Origin of the sequence: Sphingomonas pituitosa NBRC 102491 (genome assembly GCF_001598435.1) — a bacterium.
GTDB lineage: Bacteria > Pseudomonadota > Alphaproteobacteria > Sphingomonadales > Sphingomonadaceae > Sphingomonas > Sphingomonas pituitosa.
This window is the reverse complement of the sequence record NZ_BCYY01000055.1, coordinates 1-2,989: the sequence shown is the minus strand read 5'-3', so window position 1 is coordinate 2,989 and position 2,989 is coordinate 1. Positions and strand designations below refer to the sequence as shown.

At 71.3% G+C, this 2,989-nt stretch carries 3 protein-coding genes; all 3 read left to right on the top strand.

What is annotated here, in order from left to right:
- The first annotated feature begins 157 nt into the window (after positions 1 to 157).
- Positions 158 to 526, top strand: coding sequence for a response regulator (locus SPI01S_RS21470; RefSeq protein ID WP_066727388.1), 369 nt, complete (start codon positions 158 to 160; stop codon positions 524 to 526).
- A complete protein-coding gene (locus SPI01S_RS21465; RefSeq protein WP_066727385.1) occupies positions 523 to 2,484 on the top strand; it encodes a chemotaxis protein CheA in 1,962 nt (653 codons plus the stop codon). Before SPI01S_RS21470 ends, SPI01S_RS21465 begins: the two co-directional genes overlap by 4 nt.
- A 4-nt stretch (positions 2,485 to 2,488) precedes the next feature.
- Positions 2,489 to 2,989 (top strand): chemotaxis protein CheW (locus SPI01S_RS21460; protein WP_066727383.1); only part of this gene is annotated, 501 nt, incomplete at its 3' end.

Below are 2,989 nucleotides of genomic sequence, written 5' to 3'. Positions count from 1 at the left end.
TCACGGCACTGCGCGTGTCTGCAGCGGCGGCAGGTCGCCCGGTTCGCCTGCGTGCGCCGGCGCCGGCGCCGGTGGCTGCGCTGCTCGAGCGCGCCGGCTTCCTGGCCGCCCCGACCGCCGACGATCTCGAATTCTGGTTTCACGGAGAACGTGCCCAATGACCGCCTCGATCCTCACCGTCGATGATTCGCCCAGCCTGCGCATGGCGATCAAGATCGCGCTGACCGGTGCCGGCTACAGCGTCACCGAGGCCGGCGACGGCGTCGAGGGGCTGGCCAAGGCCAAGGGCGCCACGTTCGACCTGATCATCACCGACTTGAACATGCCCAACATGGACGGACTGACGATGATCCGCGAGCTGCGCAAGGATCCCGCCCAGTGCGGCACGCCGATCCTGTTCCTCACCACCGAGAGCGACGACGCGATGAAGCAGCAGGCCAAGGCCGCCGGCGCCACCGGCTGGCTGGTCAAGCCGTTCGTGCCCGAACAGCTGCTCAAGGTATCGCGCAAGGTGCTCGGCCGGTGAGCGGCGGCGATCCGGTCGCCGCCTTCCGGGTCGAGGCCGGCGACCTGCTCGACCAGGTCGAGCAGGGGCTGCTCGACCTCACCCACCGGCTCGACGATCGTGACCTGGTCGACGCGGTGTTCCGGGGCCTGCACACGCTGAAGGGCTCGGGCGCGATGTTCGGCTTCGACGCGCTGGCGAGCTTCACCCATCACTGCGAGACCGCGTTCGACCGCGTCCGCAAGGGCCTCGCCCCGGCGACGCAGGGGCTGGTCGCGGTGATCCTGTCGGCCAAGGACCATATGCGCGCGCTGGTCGACGGCGACGGTGCGGGCCTCGAGGCCGCCGGCGCCGCGATCCTGGCCGCGCTGCAGCGCGAGGTCGATGCCGCCGCCGGCGCGCCGCCGCCCGCGCCCGCCGCGCCGGTGCGCAAGGGCTGGCGCCTGACCTTCTGGCTGCCGCCCGAATCGATGGCCAACGGCACCAACCCGCTGATGCTGCTCGACGAGCTGCGGGAGCTGGGCGACTGCACCATCGTCGCGCGCACCGACCGGCTGCCGCCGCTCGCCGAGCTCAACCCGGTCGAATGCCATATCGGCTGGGACGTCACGCTGCTCGGCGACATTGCGCGCGACGATATCGACGACGTGTTCCTGTTCGTGATGGACGACATGGAGCTGACCGTCGAGGCAATCGGCGGCGAGGCCGAGGCGCCGGCGGAAACCCTCGACGCCCCCGCAGCAATTGCTGTCGCCACCCCGGAAGCCGCCGCCGCAACCCCGGCCAGGGCCGCCGCCAAGACCGGCGAGAGCGTCCGCGTGCCCGCCGAGCGGCTCGACGAGCTGATGGACCGGGTGGGCGAGCTCGTCATCGTCCACAGTCGCCTGTCGCAGCTGGCGAACGGCAGCGGCGCGGACCTGGTGCTGCGCTCGATCTCCGAGGAGATCGAGCGGCTGGTCAGCGAGCTGCGCGACACGATGATGGTGCTGCGCATGGTGCCGGTCGCCACGCTGTTCGGTCGCTTCCGCCGGCTGATCCACGATCTTGCCCGCGAGACCGGCAAGGCGATCGAGCTTTCTACCGAAGGCGAGGCGACCGAAGTCGACAAGACCGTGATCGAGCGGCTGGCCGATCCGATGGTCCACCTGATCCGCAACGCCTGCGACCATGGCCTCGAGCCCGAGGACGAGCGCATCGCCGCCGGCAAGCCCGCCACCGGCCATGTCCGCCTCTCGGCCCACCAGGCCGGCGGCGAGGTGCTGATCACCATCCAGGACGACGGCCGCGGCATCGACCGCGAGCGGGTGCGCGCCAAGGCGGAAGCGCAGGGGCTGCTCCAGCCCGGCCAGGCGGTGAGCGACGGCGAGCTGCTCCAGATGATCTTCCACCCCGGCTTCTCGACCGCGGCGGCGGTGACCAACCTGTCCGGCCGCGGCGTCGGCATGGACGTGGTCAAGCGCACCATCGAGAGCCTGCGCGGCGCGATCGACATCACCTCCAGGCCCGGCGAGGGCTCCACCGTCGTGCTGCGCATCCCGCTGACGCTGGCGATCATCGACGGGCTGCTGGTGCGCGTCGGCGAGGGCCGCTACGTCATCCCGCTCGCGGCGGTCGAGGAATGCCTCGAGCTCAGCCTGGAAGAGGATCTGCGCTCGCGCGGCCGCAGCTTCATCACGCTGCGCGACCGGCTGGTGCCGTTCCTGCGCCTGCGCGAGATGTTCGACACCGGCACCCGCCCCGATCCGCACCAGAAGATCGTCGTCATCGCCACCGGCGCCGAGCGCGTCGGCCTGGTCGTCGACCAGATCATCGGCAGCCACCAGACCGTGATCAAGTCGATGTCGCCGCTCCACCAGGACGTCGCCGCCTTTGCCGGCGCCACCATCCTGGGCGACGGCGGCGTCGCGCTGATCCTCGACGTCGTCCAGCTCGTGCTGGCCGGCCAGCAGCAGGAGGAGCGGCTGCGTGCCGCCGGTTGAGCCCATGCAGGACACCCAAGCCCCCACCCAAAGCGCCGTCCCCTGGGACGAGGCCGGCCATCTCGAGGTCCTCACCTTCGACCTCGGCGAGGAGACCTTCGCGATCGAGGCCGTGCTGGTCCGCGAGATCCTCGACCTGCTCCCCGAGACGCGCGTGCCCGGCGCCGCGCCGCTGGTGCGCAGCGTCGTCAACTTCCGCGGCAAGATCATCCCGATCGCCGATCTGCGCCAGGCCTTCGCGATGGCGCCGGCCGAGGCGACGCTCGACAGCCGCATCGTCGTGATCGAGATCCCGCTCGCCGGCGAGCCGCTCCAGATCGGCATCCGCACCGACAAGGTCCACGAAGTCGCCACCCTCGACCAGGCCGCCAGCGAGGAGCCCCCCGCCGTCGGCATGCGCTGGCGCCGCCACTTCGTGCGCACCCTCGTGCGCCGCCCCGGCGGCATCGTCGTCCTCCCCGACCTCCACGCCATCTTCGCCGCACAACTTCGCGACGACGCCGCC